21 protein-coding genes are annotated in these 19,780 nt (G+C 74.0%); 15 read left to right on the forward strand and 6 right to left on the reverse strand.

Annotation, left to right across the window (positions count from 1 at the left end):
• The first annotated feature begins 85 nt into the window (after positions 1-85).
• Complete coding sequence (locus ABZ497_RS00410) at positions 86-640, forward strand: MarR family transcriptional regulator (RefSeq protein WP_359802344.1); 555 nt, start codon at positions 86-88, stop codon at positions 638-640.
• 40 nt (positions 641-680) lie between these two features.
• On the forward strand, positions 681-1,214 hold the full coding sequence (locus ABZ497_RS00415) for a GNAT family N-acetyltransferase (RefSeq protein WP_359802347.1): 534 nt from the start codon (positions 681-683) through the stop codon (positions 1,212-1,214).
• Positions 1,215-1,244: 30 nt separating this feature from the next.
• Here ABZ497_RS00415 and ABZ497_RS00420 read toward each other — a convergent pair whose 3' ends face one another.
• On the reverse strand, positions 1,245-2,021 hold the full coding sequence (locus tag ABZ497_RS00420) for a helix-turn-helix transcriptional regulator (protein WP_359802349.1): 777 nt from the start codon (positions 2,019-2,021) through the stop codon (positions 1,245-1,247).
• Positions 2,022-2,076: 55 nt separating this feature from the next.
• Between ABZ497_RS00420 and ABZ497_RS00425 the strand changes: the two genes are divergently transcribed.
• A complete protein-coding gene (locus tag ABZ497_RS00425; protein ID WP_359802351.1) occupies positions 2,077-3,357 on the forward strand; it encodes an MFS transporter in 1,281 nt (426 codons plus the stop codon).
• A 91-nt stretch (positions 3,358-3,448) separates the two neighbouring features.
• Here the strand turns inward: ABZ497_RS00425 and ABZ497_RS00430 are convergent, their stop codons facing one another.
• On the reverse strand, positions 3,449-3,958 hold the full coding sequence (locus ABZ497_RS00430) for a methylated-DNA--[protein]-cysteine S-methyltransferase (RefSeq protein ID WP_359802352.1): 510 nt from the start codon (positions 3,956-3,958) through the stop codon (positions 3,449-3,451).
• Positions 3,955-5,526 carry an AlkA N-terminal domain-containing protein gene (locus ABZ497_RS00435; protein ID WP_359802354.1) on the reverse strand — a complete coding sequence of 524 codons (1,572 nt, stop codon included), beginning with the start codon at positions 5,524-5,526 and terminating at the stop codon, positions 3,955-3,957. Before ABZ497_RS00435 ends, ABZ497_RS00430 begins: the two co-directional genes overlap by 4 nt.
• Before the next feature lie 206 nt (positions 5,527-5,732).
• Between ABZ497_RS00435 and ABZ497_RS00440 the strand changes: the two genes are divergently transcribed.
• Positions 5,733-6,137 (forward strand): ASCH domain-containing protein, encoded by a 405-nt coding sequence (locus ABZ497_RS00440; RefSeq protein WP_359802980.1) that lies wholly within the window; start codon positions 5,733-5,735, stop codon positions 6,135-6,137.
• Between the two features lie 62 nt (positions 6,138-6,199).
• On the opposite strand, the gene ABZ497_RS00445 is transcribed toward ABZ497_RS00440, so the two are convergent.
• The 3 genes from ABZ497_RS00445 to ABZ497_RS00455 all read right to left on the reverse strand — a co-directional run bounded on the left by ABZ497_RS00445 (position 6,200) and on the right by ABZ497_RS00455 (position 9,585).
• A complete protein-coding gene (locus tag ABZ497_RS00445; RefSeq protein ID WP_359802357.1) occupies positions 6,200-6,781 on the reverse strand; it encodes a YdeI/OmpD-associated family protein in 582 nt (193 codons plus the stop codon).
• 76 nt (positions 6,782-6,857) lie between these two features.
• Entirely contained in the window at positions 6,858-7,916 is a 1,059-nt protein-coding gene (gene rsgA / locus ABZ497_RS00450; protein ID WP_359802981.1) for a ribosome small subunit-dependent GTPase A, read from the reverse strand.
• Positions 7,917-8,298: 382 nt separating this feature from the next.
• On the reverse strand, positions 8,299-9,585 hold the full coding sequence (locus tag ABZ497_RS00455) for a YihY/virulence factor BrkB family protein (RefSeq protein WP_359802359.1): 1,287 nt from the start codon (positions 9,583-9,585) through the stop codon (positions 8,299-8,301).
• 177 nt (positions 9,586-9,762) lie between these two features.
• Between ABZ497_RS00455 and ABZ497_RS00460 the strand changes: the two genes are divergently transcribed.
• The 11 genes from ABZ497_RS00460 (at position 9,763) to ABZ497_RS00510 (ending at position 19,769) form a co-directional block, all read left to right on the forward strand.
• The gene (locus ABZ497_RS00460; protein WP_329492070.1) at positions 9,763-9,846 is read left to right on the forward strand and encodes a putative leader peptide; all 84 of its coding nucleotides are present in this window, start codon (positions 9,763-9,765) and stop codon (positions 9,844-9,846) included.
• Positions 9,847-10,044: 198 nt separating this feature from the next.
• On the forward strand, positions 10,045-11,769 hold the full coding sequence (locus tag ABZ497_RS00465) for a nitrite/sulfite reductase (protein WP_359802362.1): 1,725 nt from the start codon (positions 10,045-10,047) through the stop codon (positions 11,767-11,769).
• Positions 11,766-11,963, forward strand: a complete 198-nt coding sequence (locus ABZ497_RS00470) for a hypothetical protein (protein ID WP_329487146.1) — start codon at positions 11,766-11,768, stop codon at positions 11,961-11,963. Before ABZ497_RS00465 ends, ABZ497_RS00470 begins: the two co-directional genes overlap by 4 nt.
• On the forward strand, positions 11,944-12,645 hold the full coding sequence (locus ABZ497_RS00475) for a phosphoadenylyl-sulfate reductase (protein ID WP_359802364.1): 702 nt from the start codon (positions 11,944-11,946) through the stop codon (positions 12,643-12,645). Before ABZ497_RS00470 ends, ABZ497_RS00475 begins: the two co-directional genes overlap by 20 nt.
• Before the next feature lie 73 nt (positions 12,646-12,718).
• On the forward strand, positions 12,719-13,300 hold the full coding sequence (gene cysC / locus ABZ497_RS00480; RefSeq protein WP_329492071.1) for an adenylyl-sulfate kinase: 582 nt from the start codon (positions 12,719-12,721) through the stop codon (positions 13,298-13,300).
• Positions 13,297-14,235 (forward strand): sulfate adenylyltransferase subunit CysD, encoded by a 939-nt coding sequence (gene cysD, locus ABZ497_RS00485; protein WP_359802366.1) that lies wholly within the window; start codon positions 13,297-13,299, stop codon positions 14,233-14,235. The genes cysC and cysD overlap by 4 nt, the downstream gene beginning before the upstream one ends.
• Positions 14,236-15,561 (forward strand): GTP-binding protein, encoded by a 1,326-nt coding sequence (locus ABZ497_RS00490; RefSeq protein ID WP_352290309.1) that lies wholly within the window; start codon positions 14,236-14,238, stop codon positions 15,559-15,561.
• 268 nt (positions 15,562-15,829) lie between these two features.
• Entirely contained in the window at positions 15,830-17,002 is a 1,173-nt protein-coding gene (locus ABZ497_RS00495) for an aliphatic sulfonate ABC transporter substrate-binding protein (protein WP_359802369.1), read from the forward strand.
• Positions 17,003-17,249: 247 nt separating this feature from the next.
• On the forward strand, positions 17,250-18,053 hold the full coding sequence (locus ABZ497_RS00500) for an ABC transporter ATP-binding protein (protein ID WP_329487151.1): 804 nt from the start codon (positions 17,250-17,252) through the stop codon (positions 18,051-18,053).
• Positions 18,040-18,942 (forward strand): ABC transporter permease, encoded by a 903-nt coding sequence (locus tag ABZ497_RS00505; protein ID WP_329487152.1) that lies wholly within the window; start codon positions 18,040-18,042, stop codon positions 18,940-18,942. The genes ABZ497_RS00500 and ABZ497_RS00505 overlap by 14 nt, the downstream gene beginning before the upstream one ends.
• A gap of 20 nt (positions 18,943-18,962) precedes the next feature.
• Complete coding sequence (locus ABZ497_RS00510) at positions 18,963-19,769, forward strand: CbiX/SirB N-terminal domain-containing protein (RefSeq protein ID WP_359802372.1); 807 nt, start codon at positions 18,963-18,965, stop codon at positions 19,767-19,769.
• The last annotated feature ends 11 nt before the right edge of the window (positions 19,770-19,780 follow it).

The raw sequence follows: 19,780 nt of genomic DNA on the forward strand, positions 1-19,780 counted from the left end.
GGCGGCCTGGGGTGGGCGATCGCCCCCTTCTCGGCAGGTGATCGGGCCGACGGCGCGGCCGCCACCAGGCGCTACGCTGTCCGCCATGCCGTTGTCACCCCCCGTTCCCGACCCCGCCGCCGCGCCTGCCGACACCCAGGCCGCCCCCGGGGTCCCGGCGGAGCTCCCCGCTCCGGCGATCGAACGCGCCCGGCGGCTGACCGACGTGGTCACCCGGCTGCGCCGCGCCCTGCGCAGCAGCATCCGTACCGAGTACCCGTGGGAGTCCCTGCCGATGGCGCAGGTCGAGCTCCTCCAGACGCTCGCCGCCGCGCCGCTGCGGGTCGGCGAACTCGCCGCCCGCCAGCGGCTGGCCCCGAACACCGTCAGCGGCCTGGTCGGCAAGCTGCTGGAGGCCGGCTTCGTCGACCGCCAGGCCGATCCCGGCGACCGCCGCACCGCCCGGATCGCGCTCACCCCGGCGGGCCTGCGCCAGCTGGACGACTGGCGGCACGCCCACGAGCGCCGCATCGCCACCGCCCTCGCCACCCTGACCGCCGCCGACCGCGAGGCCGTCATGCAGGCGCTCCCCGCCCTCGACCGGCTCGCCCGCGCGCTGGCCGACCCGGGTGCGCCCGAGCAGCGGACCGGGCCCGAATAGTCGGGTGACGAGCGGGCCCGGCGGCGGCTACCGTCCGTGGGTGGAGAGCACTCGGGCGGACGCCGCACGGATACGGATCGAGCCCTGGACGGACGCCGATCTGGCGCTGCTCCGCCAGGTCAACACCCCGGAGATGAAACGGCACGTCGGCGGCCCGGAGACGGAGCGGCAACTCCTCCACCGGCACCGCCGCTACCTCGACTTCGTCCCCTCCGGCGTCGGCTGCATGTACCGCATCGTGCTGCTCCCCGGCGGCGAGCCGGTCGGCACCGTCGGCTACGGCACCCGGACGTGGCAGGGCGCGACCGTCCACGAGATGGGCTGGAACGTCCTGCCCGCCCACCAGGGCCGGGGCATCGCGGTGGCCGCCACCAGGGCCGCCGTCGCCGCGGCCCGCCGCGAGGCCCGCCACCCCCATCTGCACGCCTTCCCCGACGTGGCCAACCCCGCCTCGAACGCCGTCTGCCGCAAGGCCGGCTTCACCCTCCTCGGCGAGACCGCCTTCGAGTTCCCGCCCGGGCGCCCCATGCGCAGCAACGACTGGCGGGTGGACCTCCGCGCGGACCCCGCCTAGCCCCGCCCACCGGGGAGTTGCGGACCCCGCCTAGCCCCGCCCGCCGGGGAGTTGACGGGTGCGGTAACGGCCCGGGGTCTCGCCGACGAGAGCGGCGAAAGCCTCGATGAAGGTCGTCGGATTGGCCCAGCCGCAGGCGAGAGCGGTCTCGGTGACGGACTTCCCCGCGGCGAGCCGGGTGAGCGCGTGGTGGACGCGGAGCTGAGTGCGCCACTGGTGGAAACTCATCCGCAGCTCCTGCCCGAAGAGCCGGCTGAGCGTGCGCTCACTCGCCCCGACCCGCGTCCCGAGCTCGGCGAGCGTCTGCTGGTTGGCCGGGTCGGCGTAGAGGATGCCGGTCAGCGCCCGGAGCCGGTCGTCGGCCGGCTCGGGCAGGTGCAGCGGCTGCTCGGGCGCCAGGGCGAGCTCGTCGACGACGACGGCGTGCAGCCGGTCGACCGCCTCCGGCGCCCGCCCGCCGGCGGCAGCCTCCTCGGCCGTGAGGGCGAGCAGGGCTTCGCGGGCGAGCCCGGAGACGCTGAGCACGGCCGGGCGCGCGGGCAGCCGGGCGGCGAGCGCGTCGACCAGGAACAGGATCCGCATGTCCGCGTTGCCGTGCGCGGTGTGGTGGTGCTCGAAGGCCGCGGGAGTCCACGCCACCCGGGTCGGCGGGGCGATCCACGTGCCCCCGACGGTGGTCACGGACAGCACGCCGGTGGCCGGATAGACCAGGTGACCGCGGTCGTGGGCGTGGACGGGCAGCCGCTGCCCGTGCGCCAGGGCGATGCGGCCGCGTGCCGCGGGATCGAGATGGCGGGTTTCCCTCATAGCTTGGCATCCTATCGGTGGCCCGCCACGCCGGCTCCGCCCGAGAGTGGACGGCATGACCAGCCCAGTGACCCATCAGGCCCCGGCGGCCCACCCGTCGGCGTCCCGGCGGCCGTCCCTCCCCGGACCGGCCGGAGCACGCGCCGTACAAGCCGCTCTCGCGTTCAGCCTGGCCGCGCTGAACCTGCGCATCGCCGTCGCGTCCCTGTCCCCCGTCCTCGCGGAGGTCGAGCACGACGAACACCTCTCGTCCTTCGGCGCCGGAGCCCTCTCGACGGTGCCGGTCGTCTGCTTCGGGGCGTTCGCGTTCCTCGCGCCCCGGCTCACCCGCCGCTTCGGCCCCCACCACCTGCTCTGGTACGCGCTGCTCGCGCTGGCCGGCGGCATCGTGCTGCGCTCCGTCCCGGGAGTGCCCGCCCTGTTCGGCGGGACCCTGATCGCCGGGGTGGCGATCGCGGTCGGCAACGTCCTCATGCCGCAGCTCATCAAGCACGACTTCGCCGGCCGCGCCGGGCTGATGCTCGGCTGCTACTCCCTGGCCCTGTCCGGCGGAGCCGCGCTCGCCGCGGGCCTGGTCGTCCCGCTGGTGTCGGCCACCGGCTGGGGCTGGCGGCCGGTGCTCGCGCTGTGGGCGGTCCCCGCCCTCCTGGCCGCTCTCGCCTGGCTTCCCGAACTGCTCGCGCCGGACCGGCGTTCCGCGAACCGCCGGCGACCGGAGCCGGTGCAGCGGGGAGGAGCCGATACCGCCGCACGCGGGTCGCTGTGGCGCGACCGGACCGCCTGGGCGGTGACCCTGTACATGGGTCTGCAGTCCCTCGGCTACTACGCGATCCTCTCCTGGCTGCCGACGCTCCTGCGGGACCACGGCATGAGCGACAGCCAGGCCGGATGGATGCTCTCCTTCTCCAGCTTCCCCGGGATGGCCGCGTCCTTCGCGGCCCCCTGGCTGCAGCACCGCCTGCGCCCGGCCTTCATCCCGCCCCTGGCGGCGTCCCTGCTGTGCGCCACCGGCTTCGTCGGCCTGCTCACCTCCCCCGTGTCGGGCGCCTACCTCTGGATGACCGCGCTCGGGCTGGGCCAGGGCCTCGCCATCGGTCTCGCCCTCGGCTACATCGTCGCCCGCTCGCCCGACGCGCACCACACCGGCCGGCTCTCGACCATGGCCCAGGGGATCGGCTACCTCGTCGCCTGCCTGGGCCCGCTCGGTCTCGGCCTGCTGCACTCCGCGAGCGGGGGATGGTCGCTGCCGGTCGCCGCGCTGCTCGCCGTGCTCGTCGCCCAGACCGTCGCGGCCTTCGGCGCGAGCCGTGACCGCCACGTCCTGGCGTCCTCCTGACGGACCGGAGCGGTCCTCCTGAAAGACCGGAGCGGTCCTCCTGACGGACCGGGCCCGGCGGGGACCGCGCCGGGCACGGTCCCCGCCAGGCTCAGAACAGCGTGCCGCCCTCCAGCTCCAGCAGCCAGCGCTTGCGGTCCACCCCGGCGGCGAAGCCGGTGAGGGAGCCGCTGGCCCCGATCACGCGGTGGCAGGGCCGGACGATCAGCAGCGGGTTGGCCCCCACGGCGCCGCCCACCGCGCGGACGGCGTTCGGCGAGGCACCGGCCAGCTCGGCGAGCCGGCCGTAGGTGACCGTCTCGCCGTACGGGATGCCGTCCAGCGCCGCCCAGACGCTCCGGCGGAAGTCGGTCCCGACCGGGGCCAGCGGGAGGTCGAAGGCGGTGCGCTCACCGGCGAAGTAGGCGGTGAGCTGGGCGACCGGCTCGACCAGCGCGTCCGGGTCGTGGACCCAGTGGTCGGCGGGCTCGGCCAGCGCGTACTTCTGGCCGGGGACGGTGACGGTGGACAGCGCGGCCGGTCCGCCGTCCGTCGGCAGGACGCCGCTGAGCAGCAGCCGGCCGAACGGGCTCTCCATGAAGGTGAAGACGGTGGTGCTCATGCTCGGGTGTTCTCCGTTCCAGTGCTGAGGTCACTCGCGGCGCCCGCCCAGAGGCGGTGGACGGCGTAGGAGCGCCAGGGGGCCCAGGCCTCGGCGGCGCGGTCGGCGGATCTCGGGTCGCCGGGGGCGCCGAGCCGGACGAGGCCGTGGCGCACGCCGACGTCGCTCGGCAGGAAGACGTCCGGGTCGGCGAGGGCCCGCATCCGCAGGTAGCCGACGGTCCAGGGGCCGATGCCGGGGAGGGCGAGCAGCTGCGCCGCCGCCTCCTCCCGGTCGACGCCGCCGTCCAGCCGGACGACGCCCTCGGCCAGCGCCGCGCAGAGACCGGTGAGCGCCCGGCGGCGGGCCGCCGGCATCGCGAAGTCCTCGGGGTCGGCCACCGCCAGGGCGGCGGCGGTCGGGAAGAGCAGCCGCAGCCCGCCGTTCGGCTCAGGAAGGACGGCGCCGTACTTCTCGGCGAGCCGCCCGGCCAGGGTGCGGGCCGCGCCGACGGTGATCTGCTGGCCGAGGACGGCGCGGACCGCCAGCTCGTGCGGGTCGACGTGACCGGGCGAACGCAGCCCGGGGCGGGCGCGGACCAGCGCGCCGAGCACCGGGTCGGTGCCGAGCCGGCCGTCCACCGCGTCCGGGTCGGCGTCCAGGTCGAACAGGATCCGCAGCCGCTGGACGGCGGTCGGCAGGTCCCGCAGGTCGGTCAGGAAGAGGCGGCAGTCCAGCCAGCCGCGGGTCCGGGGTTCGTCGGCCGCCAGCCCGTCCACCTCGGCGATGCCGTGGCCGTACGGAAGCGTGAGGGTGCGGCGGTAGGTGCGCAGGCCCGGGCGCGTGCCGGTGACCACCTCCTCCACCCCGGGCACGGCGCGCAGGGCCAGGAAGCCGATCAGGTGGTCGCTGTCCAGCGCGCCCCGGTAGGCCAGCCGCAGGGTGAGCCCGCCGGCCGGGGTCGCGGTGCGCCGCCCCGCCGTGACCTCGGCGCGCAGCCCGCTGGGGGTGCGGTCGTAGACCTCGCGGACGGTGTCGTTGAACTGCCGGACGGAGGCGAACCCGGCCGCGAAGGCGATCTCGGTGACCGGCAGCTCGGTGGTCTGCAGCAGCAGCCGGGCGGTCTGGGCGCGGCGGGCCCTGGCCAGCGCGATCGGCCCGGCGCCGAGTTCGGCGGTGAGCTGGCGCTGGAGCTGGCGGGAGCTGTAGCCGAGGCGGTGGGCCAGACCGGCGACGCCCTCGCGGTCCACGATGCCGTCGCCGATCAGCCGCATCGCCCGGCCGACCAGGTCGGCGCGGTGGTTCCACTCGGGCGAGCCGGGCACCGCGTCGGGGCGGCAGCGCCGGCAGGCGCGGAAGCCCGCGCCCTGGGCGGCGGCGGCGCTGGGGTAGAAGGTGCAGTTGACGCGCTTGGGGGTCACGGCGGGGCAGCTCGGCCGGCAGTAGATGCCGGTCGAGGTGACGGCCGTGAAGAAGACGCCGTCGAAGCGGGAGTCCCTGCTGTCCACGGCTCGGTACCGGATGTCGTCGTCAATCACGCTGTCCAGTCTGCGGCACTCGGCGGGGTGGGACTGGCGGGAATCGGACATGGGCGTGCGGGTCCGCCGGAGCGGCTTCCGACCGCTCGCCCGCGCCGGGAAAACCACGAGCCGTGCGGCCGGGCCCGCGGCTACCCTGGCCGGGCCGGGCACCCGATCCGCCCGACCGACTGACCCATTCTCCCCGCGACTAGGAGCCTCCCGTGACCGAGCAGCCGTACACCGGCCCGGACGATCCCCGGGTCACCGCGCTACGGGTGGAGCAGTTCGCCTTCCCCGGGCCGCTGCGCGACCGGCTGGTCGCGGCCGTCGTCAGCGGCGCCAAGACCAGCACCACCGGCCTGCTCGCCGAGTACGAGCACGAGGACGAACCGCTGCCGAGGGTGGGCGTCCGCTCGGCGGTGATCGACTCGGACGGCCGGGCGGTGGCGGTGACCGAGACCACGGACGTCCGGGTCGTCCCGCTCGCGGAGGTCGACCTGCGGCACGCCGTGGACGAGGGCGAGGGCTTCACCACGGTGGCCGCGTGGCGCGCGGGCCACGAGGACTTCTGGCACAGCGAGGAGCTGCGGGCGGCGCTGGGCGATCCCGGCTTCACCGTCGACGACTCCACTCCCGTCGTGCTGGAGCGGTTCCGCGTGGTGGCCGACCTCCTGCGCTGACGGAGCTCCGACCGGCCGCCGACGCCGCCCGCTCGGCGTCGCGCCGCACCGGCCGCCGACCGCTACGCCGCCGGGCCGCCGTCGCCCGTCAGCCGCTGCAGCGCCCGGTCGAGCCGGTCCCGCCGGGCCAGCGGGGTGAGCGCCTGGAGCAGCGGGAGGACGAGCCGGTAGCGCGCCGTCCGGTCGAGTGCCTCGAACGCCCGCCGGGCCCGCGGGTCCGCCTCCAGCGCCGCAGCCGGCTCCGGCGGCACGGTCGCGGCCCGCTGCGAGGCGTAGGCCGCCGCCCACCGGCCGTCCGCCTGGGCACGGCGCACCTCGGCGGGCCCGGGTCGGCGCATCCGGCCCTCGGCCGTGAGGGCCGCCACCCGGTCGACGTTCACCTGCGACCAGAGGCTCCTGGGCCGGCGCGGTACGTACTTCTGCAGGTAGTACCGCTCGTCGAGCGCGCGGCGCTGCCCGGAGATCCAGCCGTAGCAGAGGCCGATGTCGACCAGTTCGTCGTCGGTGACCGACGCGATGCCGGACTTCCGCCTGGCCATCCTGATCCACACGCCTTCGTGGCGCGGGTGGTTGGCGGCCAGCCAGTCCTCGAAGGCCCGGGCGTCCACGAAGGCGAGGACCTCCACCCCGTCGATCTCGTCCACGCGGTCGAGCGTAGCGGCACGCGCCCGGCGGGGCGACGGGCCGCCGCAGCGCGCCCGCCGCCCCGCCGGTCCGCCGTCACCGCTTGACGACGCCCCGGGCGCGCACCGACTTGGTGATGGTCTTCCACTTCTTCAGCCGGGCCGAGGCCAGCCGGGCGTCCGAACGGGAGGCGATCCACTCGCTCTCGCGCTGGAGCTTGAGGTAGCTGTCCATCCGCCGCTGCGGGAGCGTGCCGTCCTCCAGCGCGGCCCGCACCGCGCAGCCGGGCTCGGTGTGGTGACCGCAGTCGTGGAAGCGGCAGCCCTCGGCCAGCTCCTCGATGTCGGAGAAGGCCATCGCCACGCCCTCGCCGCCGTAGAGGCCGACCTCGCGCAGGCCGGGCGTGTCGATCAGCACGCCGCCGCCGGGCAGCGGGATCAGCTCACGGGTGGTCGTGGTGTGACGGCCCTTCTGGTCGACCGCCCGGGCCTGCTGAACGGTCATCACCTCGGCACCGGCCAGCACGTTGGTGAGCGTGGACTTGCCGACGCCGGACTGGCCGATCACGGCGGTGGTGCCGGGCGTGCAGGCGCGCAGCACGTCCACCCCCTCGCCGGTCTCGGCGCTGACCACCAGCACCGTGACGCCGGGGGCGATGGCCTCGACGTCGGCCCGGATGAAGTCGGCGTCGTCCACCAGGTCGGCCTTGGTGAGGACGACCACCGGATCGGCGCCGGACTCCCAGGCCAGGGCCAGGAAGCGCTCGATCCGGCCCAGGTCGGGCTCGGCGGCGAGCGAGGCGGCGATCAGGACGGTGTCGACGTTGGCCGCCAGCACCTGGCCGTCCGAACGCTTGCCGGCCACCTTGCGGATGATCGCGGTGGAGCGCGGCAGCAGCGCCGCGACGGCCGGCATGGGCTGGGCCGCGAGGTCCACGGCCGCCCAGTCGCCGGTGCAGGGGCAGTTGATCATGTCGACGTCGCCGACCGACCGGGTGTCGGCCCGGACGGTGCGCGGCTCGCCGGTCGACGGGTCGGCCAGGACGACGTCGCACTGGCCGCGGTCCACCCGGACGATCCGGGCGGGCGTCAGCCCGGCCTCGGCGAGCGGGGCGAAGAGCTCCTCGGACTCGGCCGTCCAGCCGTAGTCGGCCAGCGGGAAGTCACAGGAGTCGGAATCGGAGGAGAGGAGGGACGAAACGGAGGCAGCGTTGAACAACGCAGTGGGCCCTTCGGGAGGAAAGTGATCCCGCCGGGCTACGGCTGCGCGCGCGAAGGCGGCGTCAGCCGACGGCCGGGAGGGAGAGGTGGTGGGTGCGAGCGCTGCCCAGGGCAGCCGTGACGGCAAAGACGGTCACAAGGCTCACCTCGCTTCTCTTCTCCGTGGACCGGTACAGCGGTCCCCTCAAACCGAACTGGTCACACCGTAGCGGCCGTCTCCGGCGCTGCCAACCGGTTTTTCACCTGCGCCGATCCGGTCGCCGACGACCCGGTCGCCGACGGCCGGCGCCGCGCCGACCGCCCGGCGCCGCGGCGCGTCAGCGCTGTTCCCACGGCGGCCGCGGCGGGTGGCTGGGCAGCGTGCGCTCGGGCGGCGGCGCGGTCGGCCGGTCGCTGTCCGGCGGGGGCGGGGTCGGCCGGTGGTGCGGACCGCTCCGGCTGGTGAGCCGGGCCCGGACGTTGTCGGCGGCGAGCACGTCGGCCCAGCGCTCGGGGTACTCGGAGGGCACGTCGACGTCATCCCCCTCCTCGGCGTACTCCTCCTCGGCCCCCTCGGCGAGGCCGAGCTCGCGCGCCCGCCGGGCGCGCTCGGCGGCGCGCCGGGCGGCCACCTCGCGGACCACGGCGGCGGCGGCCTCCTCCTGCGCGCGCTCGTTCTCGGCGCGGGCGTCGGCGGTCTCCAGGGTCGGCCAGCGGCGGTCTATGGCGGCGTTCATCGCGGCGCCGATCAGCACCGCGAGCGCGACCACGAAGATCCAGAGCAGCACGGCCACCGGCGCGGCCAGCGAGCCGTACACCGAGGGGCCCTCGACCGAGCTGACCAGGTACAGCCGCAGTCCGACGCTGCAGAAGACCAGCACCACCAGCGCGACCAGCGCGCCCGGGATGTCCTCCCGCCAGGGCGTCGAGACGGGTACGGCCAGGTGGTACAGGGTGGTCAGGAAGACGATCAGCAACAGGATCGCGACCGGCCAGTAGAGCGCGTTGACCACGGTCGCGAGGTCCTGGACGGTGTTCTGGACCAGCCCGGGCCCGACCAGCAGCAGCGGCAGGACCAGGGAGCCGATCACCAGGGCGCCGAGGTAGAGGCCGAGCGACATCAGCCGGGTCTTGACGATGCCGCGCTTCCCGTCGAGCCCGTACATCACGGTGATGGTGTCGATGAAGATGTACAGCGCCCGGGACCCGGACCAGAGCGAGAGCAGGAAGCCGATCGAGACCAGGTCCGGGCGGGTGTGCTTGAAGACCTCGTCCAGCAGCGGGATCACCACGTCCTGGATGGACGAGTCCGAGAGGACCGTCCCGGAGGCCTTGAGGATGTCCTGCTTCAGCTTGTCGATCGTGCCCGCGCCGAGGAGGTCGTCCAGGTAGCCGAGGGTGCCGGCCAGGCAGAGCAGCAGCGGCGGGATGGACAGCAGGGTGAAGAACGCCGCCTCCGCCGCGAGCCCGGTGACCCGGTACTCGACGCAGGTGTTGGTGGTGTCCCTGACCAGCGCCCAGGCCGTCGTGCGCCAGGTGGCCTTGGCCGCCCGTCGGGAGCCCTTGCCCCGACGACGGGAGGGCCGCTCCGGGTTCGGTCTCGTCGTTTCGCCTGCTGCTTGCACAGGGCTAACGGTATCGGGCCGGGGCAGGTCCGTTGATCTCCCGTGTCGCGGGCCGTTCGACGGGGGTCCGATCCGGGGAGCGGCGGGAACGTCTCGGCATCTCGGTATGCGAAACCTTTGCGTCCATCATTCGGACGTTAGTGGACCTCGCGTCGTGCTCCGTGCGAATCTCTTGCCATGCCTAGCGCCGGAACCACCCTAGTAGGTCGACTCCACGTCGATCTCCTTCGCGTGTCCAGCGCCATCTGTCCGGTGATCTGAGCCCCACCCCGCCGCCACCCACCGCACCCGGCGCCACCACCCCGCCATCCCCGCCGACGCGGATGCGCAGGCGCCCGCCCGGCCACGGTCACTGCTCTCCCGGCCTTGAGAAACCCGCAGGTCACAGCAGCAGCGCCCGGCCGAGCACGCCCAGCGACCGATCCGGCGTCAGAGCCACCTGCCCCGAAGGACTTCACCATGGCCACCACCCCCGAGACCGCCGAGCCGACGGCCGATCGCGCCGAGGCACGCCGCCCCGCCGCGCCTCGCAAGGTGACCCGCCACCGCGGTGAGGGCCAGTGGGGCATGGGCCACTTCACTCCTCTGAACGCCAACGAGCAGTTCAAGAAGGACGACGACGGTCTCAATGTGCGGACACGTATTGAGACGATCTACTCGCAGCGCGGCTTCGACTCGATCGACCCCGCCGACCTGCGCGGCCGGATGCGCTGGTGGGGCCTCTACACCCAGCGCAAGGAAGGCATCGACGGCGGCAAGACCGCGATCCTGGACCCGCACGAGCTGGACGCCGAGTACTTCATGCTCCGCGTCCGCATCGACGGCGGCCGGCTGACCGTCGCCCAGCTCAAGGCGATCGCCGAGGTCTCCGAGCTCTACGGCCGGAACACCGCCGACCTGACCGACCGGCAGAACGTCCAGTACCACTGGATCCGGATCGAGGACGTCCCCGCGATCTGGCAGAAGCTGGAGGCCGTCGGCCTGTCCACCACCGAGGCCTGCGGCGACACCCCGCGCGTCATCCTCGGCTCCCCGGTGGCCGGCATCGCCGAGGACGAGATCATCGACGGCACCTCCGCCATCGAGGAGATCCAGCGCCGCTTCATCGGCAACAAGGACTTCTCCAACCTGCCGCGCAAGTTCAAGTCCGCCGTCTCCGGCTCCCCGCTGCTGGACGTCGCGCACGAGATCAACGACGTCGCCTTCGTCGGCGTCGAGCACCCCGAACACGGCCCCGGCTTCGACCTCTGGGTCGGCGGCGGCCTCTCCACCAACCCCAAGCTCGGCGTCCGCCTGGGCGCCTGGGTCCCGCTCGACGAGGTCGCGGACGTCTACGGCGGCGTCATCGGCATCTTCCGCGACTACGGCTACCGCCGGCTGCGCAACCGCGCCCGGCTGAAGTTCCTGGTCGCCGACTGGGGCGTGCAGAAGTTCCGCCAGGTCCTGGAGGACGAGTACCTCAAGTACCAGCTGGTGGACGGCCCCGCACCGAAGGAGCCCGCCGGCCGCTGGCGCGACCACGTCGGCGTGCACCGGCAGAAGGACGGCAACTACTACGTCGGCTTCGCGCCGCGGGTCGGCCGGGTCGACGGCGCCCTGCTCGGGCGGATCGCCGACCTCGCCGCCGCCCACGGCAGCGACCGGCTGCGCACCACCGCCGAGCAGAAGATGCTCGTCCTCGACATCGCCGAGGACCGGGTCGAGTCGCTGGTGGCCGGCCTGGAGGCGCTGGACCTGCGGGTCACCCCCTCGCCCTTCCGCCGCGGCACCATGGCCTGCACCGGCATCGAGTACTGCAAGCTCGCCATCGTCGAGACCAAGGAGCGCGGCCGCACGCTCATCGACGAGCTGGAGAAGCGCCTGCCGGACTTCGAGGAGCCGCTGACCATCAACATCAACGGCTGCCCGAACGCCTGCGCCCGCATCCAGGTCGCGGACATCGGCCTCAAGGGCCAGCTGGTGACCGACACCGACGGCCGGCAGGTCGAGGGCTACCAGGTGCACCTGGGCGGCGCGCTCGGCCTGGAGGCCGGCTTCGGCCGCAAGGTCCGCGGCCTCAAGGTCACCAAGGACGGCCTGCCGGACTACGTCGAGCGGGTGCTGACGCGCTACCAGGCCGACCGCGCCGAAGGCGAGCGCTTCGCCCAGTGGGCCGCCCGCGCCAGCGAGGAGCAGCTGTCATGAGTGAGCGGGCGGCACCGTTCTTCTGCCCGTACTGCGGCGACGAGGACCTTCGCCCCTCCGAGGCCGGGCACGGCGCCTGGGAGTGCCACGGCTGCCGCCGGGCCTTCCAGTTGAAGTTCCTCGGCCTGCTCTCGGCACCCGACAGGACCACGGCGACCGACGGGGGTACGTCACATGACCGGCACGACGACTGACTACGAGGCGATCGCGACCGCCGCCGGCCGCGAGCTGGAGGAGGCGACCCCCCAGGAGATCCTGGCCTGGGCCGCAGACACCTTCGGCGCGCGGTTCTGCGTCACCTCCTCGATGGAGGACGCGGTCGTCGCCCACCTCGCCTCCTCGGTCCTCCCCGGCGTGGACGTGGTCTTCCTGGACACCGGCTACCACTTCCCCGAGACCATCGGGACCAGGGACGCGGTGGCCGCGGTGATGCCGGTCAACCTCATCACCCTCAAGCCGCTGCAGACGGTCGCCGAGCAGGACGCCCAGTACGGGCCCGCCCTGCACGACCGCGACCCGGACCTCTGCTGCTCGCTGCGCAAGGTCGAGCCGCTGAACCGCGGCCTCGGCGGCTACGACGCCTGGGCCACCGGGCTGCGCCGCGACGAGTCGCCCACCCGGGCCGGCACCCCGGTGGTCGCCTGGGACGCCAAGCGCCGCAAGGTCAAGATCGCCCCGATCGCCCGCTGGACGCAGGAGGACGTGGACGCCTACGTCAACGCCAACGGCGTCCTGCTCAACCCGCTGCTGTGGGAGGGCTACACGTCGGTCGGCTGCTCGCCGCTGTCGTGCACCCGCAAGCCCGAGGAGGGCGAGGACGCCAGGGCCGGCCGCTGGTCCGGCTCCGGCAAGACCGAGTGCGGCATCCACCTCTGAGCGAGCCACCGCCCCACCACCGATCCACCGTCACTACCCGTCTGGAGAACCCACCGTGAGCACAGCCACCACCCTGGCCGCCGACGGAGCCGCGGAGGCGGCCCCCGCGGCCGCCCCCTGCGAGCGCGGCGCCACCGTGTGGCTGACCGGGCTCCCGAGTGCGGGCAAGACCACGCTCGCCTTCGCCCTGGCCGAGCGGCTGCGGGCCGAGGGCCACAAGGTCGAGGTCCTGGACGGCGACGAGATCCGCGAGTTCCTCTCCAAGGGCCTCGGCTTCACCCGGGAGGACCGGCACACCAACGTCACCCGGATCGGCTTCGTCGCCGAGAAGCTCGCCGCCAACGGCGTCAAGGTGCTCGCCCCGGTGATCGCCCCCTACGCGGACTCCCGGGCGGCGGTCCGCGAGCGGCACGCCGCCCACGGCACCGGCTTCCTGGAGATCCACGTCGCCACCCCCGTCGAGCTCTGCGCCGAGCGCGACGTCAAGGGCCTGTACGCCAAGCAGGCGGCCGGCGAGCTCTCCGGCCTGACCGGCGTCGACGACCCGTACGAGGCCCCCGTGGACCCGGAGCTGCGGCTCCAGACCCAGGGCCGCGAGGTGGCCGAGAGCGCCGCCGAACTCCACGCCTTCCTGACCGAGAGGGGTCTCGCGTGACCACCGCGACCGACAGCCTGGTCCCCACCGAAGAGAGCGGCTTCGCGCTGTCCCACCTGGACGCGCTGGAGGCCGAGTCGGTGCACATCTTCCGCGAGGTCGCGGGGGAGTTCGAGCGCCCGGTGATCCTGTTCTCCGGCGGCAAGGACTCCATCGTCATGCTGCACCTGGCGCTCAAGGCCTTCTGGCCGGCCGCCGTCCCGTTCTCGTTGCTGCACGTCGACACCGGCCACAACTTCCCCGAGGTCATCGAGTACCGCGACCGGGTGGCGGCCGAGCACAACCTGCGCCTGCACGTCGCCCACGTCCAGGACTTCATCGACGACGGCCGGCTGCGCGAGCGCCCCGACGGCACCCGCAATCCGCTGCAGACCGTCCCGCTGCTGGACGCCATCGAGCGCAACCGCTTCGACGCCGTCTTCGGCGGCGGCCGCCGCGACGAGGAGAAGGCCCGCGCCAAGGAGCGCGTCTTCTCCCTGCGCGACGAGTTCGGCGCCTGGGACCCGCGCCGCCAGCGCCCCGAGCTCTGGTCGCTGTACAACGGCCGGCACGCGGTCGGCGAGCACGTGCGCGTCTTCCCGCTCTCCAACTGGACCGAGCTGGACGTCTGGCAGTACATCGAGCGCGAGGGCATCGAGCTCCCGGAGATCTACTACGCGCACGAGCGCGACGTCTTCTCCCGCAGCGGCATGTGGCTGACCGCGGGCGAGTGGGGCGGCCCCAAGGAGCACGAGCCGGTCGAGCGGCGCCTGATCCGCTACCGCACGGTCGGCGACATGTCCTGCACCGGCGCCGTCGACTCCGACGCCGCCGACATCGGGGCCGTGATCGCCGAGATCGCCGCCAGCCGCCTCACCGAACGCGGCGCCACCCGGGCCGACGACAAGCTTTCCGAGGCCGCGATGGAAGACCGCAAGCGCGAGGGATACTTCTAAATGAGCACCACCACCCGGACCAGCGCCACCGCCCTGCTGCGCTTCGCCACCGCCGGCTCCGTCGACGACGGCAAGTCCACCCTGGTCGGCCGGCTGCTGCACGACTCCAAGTCGGTGCTCGCCGACCAGCTGGAGGCCGTCGAGCGCGCCTCCCTGAGCCGCGGCCAGGAAGCGCCCGACCTCGCACTGCTCACCGACGGCCTGCGCGCCGAGCGCGAGCAGGGCATCACCATCGACGTCGCGTACCGCTACTTCGCCACCCCCCGCCGGCGGTTCATCCTCGCCGACACCCCCGGGCACGTGCAGTACACCCGCAACATGGTGACCGGCGCCTCCACCGCCGAACTCGCCGTCGTCCTGGTGGACGCCCGCAACGGCGTGGTCGAGCAGACCCGCCGGCACGCCGCCGTCGCCGCGCTGCTGCGGGTGCCGCACGTGGTGCTGGCCGTCAACAAGATGGACCTCGTCGAGTACGCGGAGCCCGTCTTCGCCGCCATCGCCGAGGAGTTCACCGCCTACGCCGCCTCGCTCGGCGTCCGGGACGTGGTCGCGGTCCCGATCTCCGCCCTCGCCGGGGACAACGTGGTCGAGCCGTCCGCCCACATGGACTGGTACGGCGGCCCGACCCTGCTGGAGCACCTGGAGACGGTGCCGGTCGGCAGCGACCCGAGCGTCGAGCCGGCCCGCTTCCCGGTCCAGTACGTGATCCGCCCGCAGAGCGACGAGCACCCCGACTACCGCGGCTACGCGGGCCAGTTGGCCTCCGGCGTGCTGCGGGTCGGCGACCCGGTGACGGTGCTGCCCTCGGGCCACACCACCACCGTCGCCGGCATCGACGCGCTCGGCGCGGAGACCGACCTCGCCTGGGCCCCCCAGTCGGTGACCGTCCGCCTCGCCGACGACATCGACGTCTCCCGCGGCGACCTGATCGCGGCCGGCCCGGTCCCGGTGCCCACCAAGGACATCGAGGCCACCGTCAGCCACCTCAGTGAGCGCCCGCTGCGCGCCGGTGACAAGGTGCTGCTCAAGCACACCACCCGCACCGTGCGCGCGCTGGTCAAGGCGATCTCCTACCGCATCGACATCGACAGCCTCGAACAGCGCTCCGGCGCCCAGGGGCTGGAGGTCAACGACATCGGCCACGTGGTGCTGCGCACCGCCGAGCCGCTGGCCCTCGACGACTACCGCGTGAACCGCCGGACCGGTTCGTTCCTGCTGATCGACCCGGCCGACGGCACCACCCTCACCGCCGGCATGGCGGGCGAGGCCTTCGACACCGTGCGCCCCGACGCGTCCGGCGCACCCGACGAGGAGGACTGGGTCTGATGCCCCGCGAGGCGTTCTCGGGCATGGACAAGGAAGGCGGCCGCATCGGCAGCGGCGTCCTCGGCAGCGGCCAGGGCGGCCTGACCCGATGTGCGGGCCGACAGGGCTGACCGGAGCCCTGTCACCGGGCCGGCCGCTGTCCCACCCCACAGCTGGTGCGGCGCACCGACCCGGCTTGCCCGGCATCCCCCGATGCCGCGAGCACGACCCGCCCCTTCCCGCCCGGGACCGTCCCCGCGACGGTCCGCCCGTGAACAGGACTTCGCCCATGGCACCGAACCACGCACTCGCGCCCGCCACCCTCCCCGATCGGCCGACACACCCGGCCGCCGGCCGGATCAGACGCTCCGCCGCGGCCGCCGTCGCCGGCCTCACCGCGGTGGCGCTGCTCTCCGCCTGCGGCTACGGCTCGAAGAGCGAGGACGACAAGCCCGCCGCGGCCGCCGCCGCCGGCGGTTCCGCCTCCGGCGTGAAGCTCTCCGCCGACACGGTCAAGATCGGCTACTTCGCCAACCTGACCCACGGCACCCCGCTGGTCGGGCTCCAGGAGGGCCTCTTCCAGAAGGAGCTCGGGACCACCCAGATCAAGACCCAGGTCTTCAACGCGGGTCCGGCCGAGATCGAGGCGCTGAACGCCGGCTCCATCGACATCGGCTGGATCGGCCCCTCCCCCGCGATCAACGGCTACAGCCAGTCCAACGGCGAGTCGCTGAAGATCATCAGCGGTTCGGCCTCCGGCGGCGTCAAGCTGGTGGTCAACCCCGAGAAGATCCAGAGCCTGGACGACCTCAAGGGCAAGAAGATCGCCACCCCGCAGCGCGGCAACACCCAGGACGTGGCGCTGCTCAACTACCTGGCGGGCAAGGGGCTGAAGGTCAACCCCGACACCGGCGCCGGCGACGTCTCGGTGGTGCGGAGCGACAACAAGGTCACCCCGGACGCCTACAGCTCCGGCTCGATCGACGGCGCCTGGGTGCCCGAGCCGACCGCGTCCAAGCTGGTCACCCTCGGTGCGAAGGTCCTGCTCAACGAGAAGGACGTCTGGCCGGACAAGAAGTTCGTGATCACCAACATCATCGTCTCGCAGAAGTTCCTCAAGGAGCACGCCGACGTGGTGGAGGCCGTGCTGCGCGGCTCGGTGAACACCAACACCTTCATCAAGGCCAACTCCGACAAGGCCAAGGCCGACGCCAACGCCGCCATCAAGAAGGAGGCCGGCAACGCCCTGCCGGCCGAGATCCTCGACCCGGCCTGGGCCGACATCGACTTCCTGGACGACCCGCTGGCCGGCACCCTGCAGGCCGAGGCCGACCACGCCGTCACCGCCGGCCTGCTCAAGAAGCCGAACCTGGCCGGGATCTACGACCTGACGCTGCTCAACAAGGTGCTCAAGGAGAAGGGCCAGGCTCCCGTGGCGGACGCCGGGCTCGGCGCCAAGTAGCACCGCGCGGCACCCGCGCCACCCACGGCGCACGGAAGCCCCGCCGCACCCAAGCCCCGAGGTCCGGTTCCCCGCCCGCCCGGTCGATGCCCGATCGATGCCCCCAGAGCACACGGGACGGGCGGGGCCGGACCCCGGCCCCGATTCCTTCGCCACCCGCCCTCCTCGCCCGCCGACCGGCAGGAGGGGCCCATGACCGCCCCCGGCCCCCGGCCGGGAGCTGCCCCCAGATGCAGGAGGTGCCCGGATGACCCCGGCACTGACCACCTCGGACGACGCCGTCGGCGTCGACACCCGCGGCGGCTCGCCCGCCGTCCGGATCTCGCACGTGCACAAGTCCTTCGGCCGCCCGGGTGCCGCCACGCACGTCCTGGACGACATCACGCTCGATGTCGCGCCCGGCGAGTTCGTCACGCTGCTCGGCGCCTCGGGCTGCGGAAAGTCCACCCTGCTCAACCTGGTCGCCGGCCTCGACAAGCCCACCGCGGGCTCGATCGAGGTGACCGGCGGACGCCCCGCGCTGATGTTCCAGGAGCACGCGCTGTTCCCCTGGCTCACCGCCGGCAAGAACATCGAACTCGCGCTCAAGCTCGCCGGCGTGCCCCGCCCCGAGCGCCGCCCCGAGGCCGAGCGGCTGCTCGAACTCGTCCGGCTGGGCGGCTCCTACGGCAAGCGCGTGCACGAGCTGTCCGGCGGCATGCGCCAGCGCGTCGCACTGGCCCGCGCGCTCGCCCAGGGCGCCTCGGTCCTGCTGATGGACGAGCCGTTCGCCGCGCTCGACGCCATCACCCGGGACGTGCTGCACGACGAGATCACCCGGATCTGGGCCGAGCACAAGCTCTCCGTCCTGTTCGTCACGCACAACGTGCGGGAGGCCGTCCGGCTCGCCCAGCGCGTGGTGCTGCTCTCCTCGCGCCCCGGCCGGGTCGCCCGCGAGTGGCGGATCGACCTGCCGCAGCCGCGCCGGATCGAGTCCGCCGGCGTCGCCGACCTGTCCATCGAGATCACCGAAGAACTGCGTGGGGAGATCCGCCGCCATGGCCAGCACTGACAGCACCACCACCCTGGCCAAGGACCGGCCGGCGGACATCGCCGACGTCGGCGCCGGCCTGGACGCGCTGGACGCCGTCCAGGTGCGGCGCGTGCCGCTCGGCGAGATCCTGCGGACGAAGGCGCTGCCGCCGCTGCTCGGGCTGCTGCTCGTGCTGGCGCTCTGGCAGGGCGCCTACAGCCTCGAACTGACCTCCTCCTACAAGCTGCCCAGCCCGGCCGACGTCTGGCGCTCGCTGGTCGAGCTCTGGGAGGCCGGGACACTGTTCAGCATCATCTGGACGAGCGTCTGGCGCGGTATCTCCGGCTTCCTGATCGCGGTCGTGATCGGCACCCCGATCGGTCTGCTGGTCGCCCGGGTCAAGCCGGTCCGGGCCGCGCTCGGGCCGGTGCTCTCCGGCCTGCAGTCGCTGCCCTCGGTCGCCTGGGTGCCCGCCGCCGTCATCTGGCTCGGCATCAACGACTCGATGATGTACGCCGTCATCCTGCTCGGCGCCGTCCCCTCCATCGCCAACGGCCTGGTGGCCGGCATCGACCAGGTGCCGCCGCTGTTCCTCCGGGCCGGCCGCACCCTGGGCGCCACCGGCCTGTCGAACGCCCGCCACATCCTGCTGCCGGCCGCCCTCCCCGGTTACCTGGCCGGCCTCAAGCAGGGCTGGGCGTTCTCCTGGCGCTCGCTGATGGCCGCCGAACTCGTCGCGTCCTCCCCCGACCTGGGCCTGGGCCTGGGCCGGTTCCTGGAGAACCAGCGGGAGTCGGCCAGCATGTCCGGCGTCCTCCTCGGCATCATCCTCGTCCTGTTCGTCGGCATCGCCATCGACCTCCTGCTCTTCGCCCCGCTGGAGCGCCGGGTGCTGCGCAACCGGGGCCTGGTGGGCACGGCCCGCTGACCATCGAGGTTCCTGTGATCATGTCTGCACCGGATCGACCGCTCCTGCTGATCGCCCACGGCAGCCGCGACCCCCGCCACGCCGCGACCGTGGCGGGGGTGGTCGAGCAGGTCCGGGCGCTGCGCCCCGGGCTGGAGGTCGCCACCGCGTACCTGGACCACTGCGCGCCGCGGATCCCGCAGGTGGCCGGCCGGCTGCCGGCGGCCGTGGCCGTTCCGCTGCTGCTGAACCGGGCCTTCCACGCCAAGCACGACATCCCCGCCGCCCTGCGCGCCGCCGGCGCCGACCTGCCGGTCGCGGACGTGCTGGGCCCGGCGCGACCGCGCGTCGCGGACGCGGCGCCGGCGACCGGGCCGCTCCCCGTCCCCTCCCCACTGCTGCTCGCCGCGCTGGACCGCCGCCTCGCCGGGGCCGGGCTGGCCGTCGGCTCCCCCGCCGTCCGCGCCCGCACCGGTGTCGTGCTGGCCGCGGCCGGCTCCTCCGACCCGGCCGCCGACGCCGCCACCCGGGCGGTGGCCGCCGAGTGGCGCCGGACCCGCGGCTGGGCCGGCGTCGAGGTCGCGTACGCCTCCGCCGGCGGCCCGCGCGTCCCCGCCGCCGCCGCCGCGCTGCGGGCGGCCGGGGCCCGCCGGGTGGCCGTCGCGCCCTACCTGCTCGCCCCGGGTCTGCTGCCGGACCGGATCGTGGACGCCGCGGCCGAGGCGGAGGCGGACGTCCTCGCCGAGGTCCTCGGCGCCGCCCCCGAGATCGCCCGCCTGGTGCTCGGGCGCTACCTCGGGGCCTGCCGCGAGGCCGTCGCCGCACCGGCGCTCAGCGCCAGCGCCTGAGCGGCCCGGCC

It is taken from the genome of Kitasatospora sp. NPDC005751 (assembly GCF_040630835.1).
Lineage (GTDB): Bacteria > Actinomycetota > Actinomycetes > Streptomycetales > Streptomycetaceae > Kitasatospora.

Bases quoted from the DNA above. Each gene is read 5' to 3' on its own strand.
- ABZ497_RS00410 (WP_359802344.1), top strand. From the start codon at position 86: ATGCCGTTGTCACCCCCCGTTCCCGACCCCGCCGCCGCGCCTGCCGAC.
- ABZ497_RS00420 (WP_359802349.1), bottom strand. From the start codon at position 2,021: ATGAGGGAAACCCGCCATCTCGATCCCGCGGCACGCGGCCGCATCGCC.
- ABZ497_RS00425 (WP_359802351.1), top strand. From the start codon at position 2,077: ATGACCAGCCCAGTGACCCATCAGGCCCCGGCGGCCCACCCGTCGGCG.
- ABZ497_RS00430 (WP_359802352.1), bottom strand. From the start codon at position 3,958: ATGAGCACCACCGTCTTCACCTTCATGGAGAGCCCGTTCGGCCGGCTG.
- ABZ497_RS00435 (WP_359802354.1), bottom strand. From the start codon at position 5,526: ATGTCCGATTCCCGCCAGTCCCACCCCGCCGAGTGCCGCAGACTGGAC.
- ABZ497_RS00460 (WP_329492070.1), top strand. From the start codon at position 9,763: ATGCCTAGCGCCGGAACCACCCTAGTAGGTCGACTCCACGTCGATCTC.
- ABZ497_RS00465 (WP_359802362.1), top strand. From the start codon at position 10,045: ATGGCCACCACCCCCGAGACCGCCGAGCCGACGGCCGATCGCGCCGAG.
- ABZ497_RS00470 (WP_329487146.1), top strand. From the start codon at position 11,766: ATGAGTGAGCGGGCGGCACCGTTCTTCTGCCCGTACTGCGGCGACGAG.
- ABZ497_RS00475 (WP_359802364.1), top strand. From the start codon at position 11,944: ATGACCGGCACGACGACTGACTACGAGGCGATCGCGACCGCCGCCGGC.
- ABZ497_RS00490 (WP_352290309.1), top strand. From the start codon at position 14,236: ATGAGCACCACCACCCGGACCAGCGCCACCGCCCTGCTGCGCTTCGCC.
- ABZ497_RS00495 (WP_359802369.1), top strand. From the start codon at position 15,830: ATGGCACCGAACCACGCACTCGCGCCCGCCACCCTCCCCGATCGGCCG.
- ABZ497_RS00500 (WP_329487151.1), top strand. From the start codon at position 17,250: ATGACCCCGGCACTGACCACCTCGGACGACGCCGTCGGCGTCGACACC.
- ABZ497_RS00505 (WP_329487152.1), top strand. From the start codon at position 18,040: ATGGCCAGCACTGACAGCACCACCACCCTGGCCAAGGACCGGCCGGCG.
- ABZ497_RS00510 (WP_359802372.1), top strand. From the start codon at position 18,963: ATGTCTGCACCGGATCGACCGCTCCTGCTGATCGCCCACGGCAGCCGC.